This window comes from Pantoea sp. GM01 (genome assembly GCF_000282675.1).
Taxonomy (GTDB): domain Bacteria; phylum Pseudomonadota; class Gammaproteobacteria; order Enterobacterales; family Enterobacteriaceae; genus Pantoea; species Pantoea nemavictus.
This window is the reverse complement of record NZ_AKIU01000048.1, coordinates 42,460-48,696: the sequence shown is the minus strand read 5'-3', so window position 1 is coordinate 48,696 and position 6,237 is coordinate 42,460. Positions and strand designations below refer to the sequence as shown.

8 protein-coding genes are annotated in these 6,237 nt (G+C 56.9%); all 8 read right to left on the bottom strand.

Going from position 1 to position 6,237, the window contains the following annotated elements:
- Nucleotides 1–226: 226 nt before the first annotated feature.
- The 8 genes from lafU to fliD are packed head-to-tail and all read right to left on the bottom strand — an operon-like array spanning nt 227 to nt 6,203.
- The gene (gene lafU / locus PMI17_RS14440) at nt 227–1,156 is read right to left on the bottom strand and encodes a putative lateral flagellar export/assembly protein LafU (protein ID WP_009128191.1); all 930 of its coding nucleotides are present in this window, start codon (nt 1,154–1,156) and stop codon (nt 227–229) included.
- Nucleotides 1,156–2,019, bottom strand: a complete 864-nt coding sequence (gene motA / locus PMI17_RS14435) for a flagellar motor stator protein MotA (protein WP_009128188.1) — start codon at nt 2,017–2,019, stop codon at nt 1,156–1,158. The genes lafU and motA overlap by 1 nt, the downstream gene beginning before the upstream one ends.
- Nucleotides 2,020–2,025: 6 nt before the next feature.
- Nucleotides 2,026–2,718, bottom strand: coding sequence for a FliA/WhiG family RNA polymerase sigma factor (locus PMI17_RS14430; RefSeq protein ID WP_009128185.1), 693 nt, complete (start codon nt 2,716–2,718; stop codon nt 2,026–2,028).
- 9 nt (nt 2,719–2,727) lie between these two features.
- Nucleotides 2,728–3,195 (bottom strand): flagellar basal body-associated FliL family protein, encoded by a 468-nt coding sequence (locus PMI17_RS14425; protein WP_009128183.1) that lies wholly within the window; start codon nt 3,193–3,195, stop codon nt 2,728–2,730.
- Nucleotides 3,196–3,199: 4 nt separating this feature from the next.
- The gene (locus tag PMI17_RS25620; protein ID WP_052013358.1) at nt 3,200–4,198 is read right to left on the bottom strand and encodes a flagellar hook-length control protein FliK; all 999 of its coding nucleotides are present in this window, start codon (nt 4,196–4,198) and stop codon (nt 3,200–3,202) included.
- Nucleotides 4,195–4,497 (bottom strand): flagellar protein FliT, encoded by a 303-nt coding sequence (locus PMI17_RS14415; RefSeq protein WP_009128179.1) that lies wholly within the window; start codon nt 4,495–4,497, stop codon nt 4,195–4,197. The genes PMI17_RS25620 and PMI17_RS14415 overlap by 4 nt, the downstream gene beginning before the upstream one ends.
- A complete protein-coding gene (fliS, locus tag PMI17_RS14410; protein WP_009128177.1) occupies nt 4,494–4,877 on the bottom strand; it encodes a flagellar export chaperone FliS in 384 nt (127 codons plus the stop codon). The genes PMI17_RS14415 and fliS overlap by 4 nt, the downstream gene beginning before the upstream one ends.
- A gap of 12 nt (nt 4,878–4,889) precedes the next feature.
- The gene (gene fliD / locus PMI17_RS14405) at nt 4,890–6,203 is read right to left on the bottom strand and encodes a flagellar filament capping protein FliD (RefSeq protein WP_009128174.1); all 1,314 of its coding nucleotides are present in this window, start codon (nt 6,201–6,203) and stop codon (nt 4,890–4,892) included.
- Nucleotides 6,204–6,237: the final 34 nt, after the last annotated feature.

The window sequence follows — 6,237 nt, the reverse complement described above, 5'->3', positions numbered from 1 at the left end:
GATGTCGCCTCAACACCCGCGCTGCAGCATCAATGCTTATCCCTGAATCATCATTGCTGTAACGCCTGTCGGGTCGCCATCAATGGCGCCCCTACGCTGGGATCGCGTGGTTTTGTCGGGGCGCATTTATGCGCACCTGGCCGCAAGGCGCATGGATTTCAGGCAAAAAAAAACCGGTGGATTTCGCCACCGGTCGAATCAATGATGATTCAAAGGCACTGACAGGTTATCGCAGGCGTTCAGCGATGGGTTTTACGACGTTCTCCCCTTCGCGGCCATAAAATTGGAACAGGGTTTCGGCTGCTGCATCGGTTAATACCAGGATCTCGATGCGGCGGTTGCGTGCACTCATTGGATCCTCTCTGTCACGCGGCATGCGTGATGCCATGGCGTTGACTTGCAATACGCGCGCACTCTCCAGCCCGCCACGCTCCAGCGCACGGCGCGCCGCCAGCGCACGATCGCCAGACAGGTTCCAGTTGTTGTAAGCCGCGTTACCGCTGTATTGCGCGGCATCGGTATGACCGCTGATCATGATTTTGTTGTCGATGCGGTTAAATACCGGACCGAGTTCCGTCAGCAGTTTCTGGAAGAACGGGGTTAACACCGCACTCCCGCGCGGGAACATCATGCGATCCTGATCGTCCTGAATCAGGATGCGCAGGCCCTGCGGCAGGGTTTCCAGCATCAGATAATTTTGCGCGTGATAGCTATTGATCAACTGCTGGATCTGGCTCTGTAACAGCGTCAGTTCGGCATCAGAACGCGATAATACGCTGTCCAAATCTTCCTGCGGCTTGCTGCCGCTCTCCAGCGTGTTATCCGCCGGTGAAGCGCTAACGGTCGCACTCTGCGTCGGCGGTGAAACCGCGAGGGTTTCGCCAATGATCGACGATCCCGCTGAGCCCATGGACTTCTCGACGTCAAACGGATTGAAGCCGGAGCCCTCAAACACCGACGTGCCGTTCAGCTGCGCCACAATCTCTTTGCGCTCGTCTTCGGTCACCGCGCCCATAATCCACAGCACCATAAACAGCGCCATCATCGCCAGGGTAAAGTCGGCAAACGCCACTTTCCACGCACCGCCATGATGAGCGTGGTGCGCCTTCTTGCCGCCGCGTTTGATGATGGTGGTGTGATGCGCATTGTGTTTCATTACGCACCTTCAGTGAGCTGATTGACCCAGCCATCCAGCGTGGCAAAGGTCGGCTTGGTGTCGAGCGGCAGCATTTTGCGACCTGCATCCACCGCCAGCAGCGTGGGTTTACCCGCCACCTGATTGACCAGCACGGTACGAATACACTCCAGCACCGCCAGACGTTTTTTCTGGTTCTGCTCCATGGCGTTGGCTAACGGATCCATCAGGCAGTAGCAGAAGAATACGCCGAGGAAGGTGCCCACCAGCGCCGCCGCCACTTTCACGCCAATCAAGGCAATGGAACCGTCGATAGACTGCATGGTAATGATGATGCCAAGTACCGCCGCACAGATACCAAAGCCCGGCATCGCTTCAGCGGTACGCTGCATCGAGCGGGACGGCTTCAGCAGCTCTTCTTCCACCGCCTGCAGCTCTGATTCAAGAATGCCTTCCAGCTCGTGTTCGTTGATCTTGCCCATCGCCATTAAACGGAAGTTGTCCGAGATAAAGGAGATAAAGCTACGATCGGCGAGGATCAGCGGATATTTCTGGAACAGCTCGCTGTTTTCCGGCACTTCAATATGCGCATCCAGCGCTTTCAAACCGCCGTCCTGCACCAGCTCCAGCAGCTCATACAGCAGCATCAGCAACTGCTGCTGAAACTCTGCGGTGTAGATATTGCCTTTAACCGTGCCGCGCACCTGCGCCCACATATCTTTCAGCACGCTTTTGGAGTTACCAATCACCATGGCACCCGCGCCCGAGCCGAGAATGATCAACAGCTCGCCAGGTTGCCAGAAGGCGCTCAGCAAGCCACCGGCGTGCGTATAGCCGCCAATCACGCTGCCCAGCACCACAATCAGTCCTAATAGTTTCTGCATGATGTTTTACTCGAAGAATTGTTTAATCTTTTCGCCGATCTTTTTATTGATCTGGCAGACGCGCGCTTCGGTCAGTTCCAGCACCAGAGCGATCTCTTTCAGGCTCATTTCGTGCTGGTAATAGAGGCTCAGAATCAGCTGTTCACGCTCACTCAGCGACGCCAGCGCGGCTTTCAGCGTGCGCTGAATCCCCACTTCTTCCTCCAGTGCCCGACCACTCAAGGCATGGCCGAGGCCCTCGCCCGCCAGCAGGTCATCAAAACTCTCCATGGCACTGGCCGATTCGAGCAGCAGATACTCCTGCACCTCTTCTGCCGTAAGCTTGAGGTGCAGACGCAGCTCTTCTTCGCTGGGCTCGTGCCCCAAACGCCGCGTTAACTCACGCACCGCATCGTTAATTTTGTGGGTTTTCTGACGTAACCGGCGCGGACGCCAGTCGTGCAGACGCAGCTGATCCAGCACCGCACCGCGCACACGCTGTAAGGCGTAACCGGCAAAGTGATCGTCGGGATGCCCGTAGCGACGCAGCGATTCCAGCAGGCCCATTAAGGCGATCTGCTCCAGATCTTCACGATCCATAACCGCATCGGTTTGCGCCGAGAGCTGGCGAACCACGCGCTTAACCAGCGGCAGCCACTGTTGTAAATAGCGGCTCTCCTCCAGCGGGGTCAGTTCGGTGACTTCATTGAATACGCTCATGATCGCCCCTTACTGGAAAACCATTTTGGAGATCATCACGTCGGAGAACGGCTGATTGGTGCCGAACACGCCTTCATATCGCGCCATCATCTGCATATGGATGTCATCAATGGTCATGGTGCGCACCGCGTCGTACTCCATGCCGGAGAACATCGACACCAGCACGTTTTTCAACTTCGGCAGATTGTGTTCCGTGGCTTTCAGGCCTTCATCGCTGTTAGCGACATAAGCCAGATCGAGCAGCAGATAGCGCTCTTTCGCGCTGCTGCCTTTCAGCGTGACCACCTGGTTTTTCACTTCCAGATAGAGGGTTTGCGTCGGCTGCTCTTTTTTCGCAAACAGCGAAGAGAAGCGGCTGGTTTCGCCGGTACTGCTGGCGGGATTGATCAGTTCAGTGCCTGCCACAACCAGCGCGGCGGTCAGCACAGAGCTAGACACCACCATCGCAACGCTGCGAGCAATATTTTTAGTTTTCATAAAATTAGACCGTTGTCAGTATGGAAAGATCGCGGTGACGTTGTTCTTCCGTCACTTCTGCAATGTTGTTACTCAACACCGCATCCTGCGCGTGTTGTTGTCGCGGCGCATGGCGTTGCTCGCCCTGCTGCTGCTGTGAAATCTGGACGTTAACCGCCACCTGATTTTGTTCACTCAAGGCACCGCGCAGCTCCTGGCTCACCTGCTGCAACGCGCGATAAACCTCTGGCTGTGCGGCCTGAATCTGTACCTGCAGTTTGCCGCCCTCGTAATGCAGGGAGATATCCAGCTTGCCGAGGTTCGGTGGATCGAGGCGGATGGTGGCTTTCTGGCTACGCTGATCGATCTGCATCTGCAGGCGTTCACCTAACGCTTCCCGCAGCACGGCGGCTTTCTCGTGGGCGGCTTCGGGCAACATCAGCGGCGCCTGCGTTTTGACGCCAGGCTGTACCGGCAACATTTTTGCCAGCGGCTCATCCGGCTGCGCCTGCATTAGCGCCAGCACCTGCTTGCTGGCTTCACGCGCATCCTGCGGCGTGCGCAGTTTTACTGGCTGACCCGGCGCGGTGTCCGTTGGCGTCACCACCTGCCCGGCGAGCGTGGCGGGCTGGGCGTTTTGCGGCAGTGCCGCTGGGCGCGTCAGCGTCGCCAGCTCAGGCAGTGATGACGAGGTAATCTGCGGAGCCTGAGCCATCCCAGCCGCAGATGGCTGCGGCAAGGGCGCAGGCTGCGGTGGCAAAGGCGTGGTCATTGGCGCCGTCAGCGTCGGATCCAGCAACAGCTGCATCAACTGCTCGGGATCGCTGGTTTCCGGCAGCGCGGCCTCTTCACTCAGCTCAGGCTGCGGAGTCTGAAGCGTTGCCGGCACGCTGCCACCGAGCATAAACATCGGTACCAGCGGCAAGGGCGCATTGGTCGTCGACGGTGCGCCCGGCATAGCCGGTGCGGCAGCGGGCGCGCTGCCCGTCGGCAGCACGAAAGAGGAGAGTGAGGGAATCATCATGACTCTCCCATTTCGTCGCTAAACAGGCTGTACGCCTGTAAAACAGGACGTTGGGTCTGAACCTGCTGCAGTTTGTGGCTCAGCTCATCAACACGCGCCCGGCACTGCGCCGCAACCTGCTGATGGCGCTGCTGGAGCATTTTTACCTGCGCTAACGCCGCCGCACTCAGACTCTGCTGACGCAGTTGCAGTAACAGTGCATTGATCTGTTTATCGACCTGCATCACCTGCAACCAGTCATCGTTGTGCGCGGCCTGCTCTAACGCGGTGCCCAGCGCCACAATCTGCTGCTGGATCATGACTGCATCCCCTCCCAGCCTTCGCGCAGGGTGACTAGCACCGCTTCCACTTCTTCTACCTGGGCGACAGAAAGATTGTGGCTGGCGTCATACAGGCGATAGACGCAGTAGTCATACAGCGACGCCAAACGCAGCGCCAGTTCGCCACCGCGTTCAAAATCCAATGCGCTGGTAAGCGCATTGAGAATGTCGATGCTTTTAGAAATGCTGCTGGCTTTGCGTTCAAAGCGTTTCGCGGCAATGTGCCCTTTGGCACGCACCAGTTCGTCCTGCAAACCGGTGAACAGCATCAGCACCAGCTGATGCGGCGTGGCGGCGGCGGTGCGGATCGCCAGATCCGCATCGTTATAGCCATGAATTTCCGAAGAGTTACCGTACATATTTCACCTTCATTACTGATTTTTGTTCTGACTGAAGAAGCTTCCCAGCGTGTTCTCCATCTGCGCCATGGCGGCTTGCGCGCGCGAAAATTGCTTCAGATAGCGGGCGTAGCTGGTGTCGTAGCGCTGCTTCAATTGCTCGGTTTTGGTGGTTAGCTGGCTGTTTTGGCGGTCAAGCGACTCCTGACGGCTCTTGATCGAACCCGTCGAGGTGCTGAGGAAGCTATCCAGACTCTTGTCCATCTGCTTGATCATGCCGTCCGCGCCGCCGAACATCGCATCGAGCGCGGAGGGGTTATCACGCACCGCGTCGAGGAATTTTTCACTGTCGATCTCCAGCTTGCCTTCCTTGTCGGTGGCAATACCAAAATCCGCCAGCTTTTTGCCGTTGGTGGTCTGGCGCAGCAGCGAGGTCATCTGCTGTTCCAGCACGCGCAGGCCGGAGTCGCCGGCCAGGGCGCCGCGTTTATCTTTATCGCCGCCGCTCTTGGTCAGCTCATCGAGTGTGGTAAACAGCGCGTTGTAGGCGTCGGCGAACTTCTGCGCCTGCTCTTTGGTTTGCGCCTCATCGTTTTCCACGCTGATCACCAGCGGACGCGCCGGATCGGTTTTCTGCACCACGTTGATTTCAACGCCGGGGATCACATCCTTGAAGGTGTTGGTGGCGCTTTTGATTTTCATGTCGCCAATCGAAATCTCTGCATCACGTGCTTCGGAAATGGTTTTGGCGTCAGTAATGGCATTTTGGAAGTCCGCACCCACGGCACCGCTGACGTCAATCTCAAAGCTGTTGGCAAAACCGGTTTTTTCGCTGCCCATCAACATGCGCGTTTCGCCGTTGACCTTCATCAGCGACGCGGTCACACCCGGATTATCCGGATGCTTATTAATTGCATCACGCAGCTCAGCCATGCTGTTGACGTCAGCGAGATCGATTTCGATCTCTTTGTCATCACCCACCGTGATTTTCATGATGCCGCTGGCATCTTTCACGCTGTCATCAGTCATCTTTTCAAATGACTGCTGCTGCGCGGCCGCCGTTTCGGTGACCTTCACTTCATACAGCCCTTTGCTGGCACTGGCGCTGGCTTTCAGGTTGACGTAGCCTTCCTGGTTGGATTTGGCGATGTTTTTCACCAGCTCGCCATTGGTACCAAAACCTTTCAGCGCGGTACGAAAATCGTTCAGCGCGGTTTTCAGTGCGGTTAACGCACTCTGCTGATCGGTGACTTTCTTCTGCTGCGCATTCAGACGCGATTGCATCGCAGCAACACTGTTTGAAGCTAAAATTTCCGCCCACTGGGACGGGTCCATATCCAGGTTCATACTGTTCTCCTCGAGAATGACTGTCTTATAGCAA

Coding starts and splice junctions, on each gene's coding strand:
- PMI17_RS25620 (WP_052013358.1), bottom strand. CDS start 4,198: ATGATGATTCCCTCACTCTCCTCTTTCGTGCTGCCGACGGGCAGCGCG.
- fliS (WP_009128177.1), bottom strand. CDS start 4,877: ATGTACGGTAACTCTTCGGAAATTCATGGCTATAACGATGCGGATCTG.
- PMI17_RS14430 (WP_009128185.1), bottom strand. CDS start 2,718: ATGAGCGTATTCAATGAAGTCACCGAACTGACCCCGCTGGAGGAGAGC.
- fliD (WP_009128174.1), bottom strand. CDS start 6,203: ATGAACCTGGATATGGACCCGTCCCAGTGGGCGGAAATTTTAGCTTCA.
- PMI17_RS14425 (WP_009128183.1), bottom strand. CDS start 3,195: ATGAAAACTAAAAATATTGCTCGCAGCGTTGCGATGGTGGTGTCTAGC.
- lafU (WP_009128191.1), bottom strand. CDS start 1,156: ATGAAACACAATGCGCATCACACCACCATCATCAAACGCGGCGGCAAG.
- motA (WP_009128188.1), bottom strand. CDS start 2,019: ATGCAGAAACTATTAGGACTGATTGTGGTGCTGGGCAGCGTGATTGGC.
- PMI17_RS14415 (WP_009128179.1), bottom strand. CDS start 4,497: ATGATCCAGCAGCAGATTGTGGCGCTGGGCACCGCGTTAGAGCAGGCC.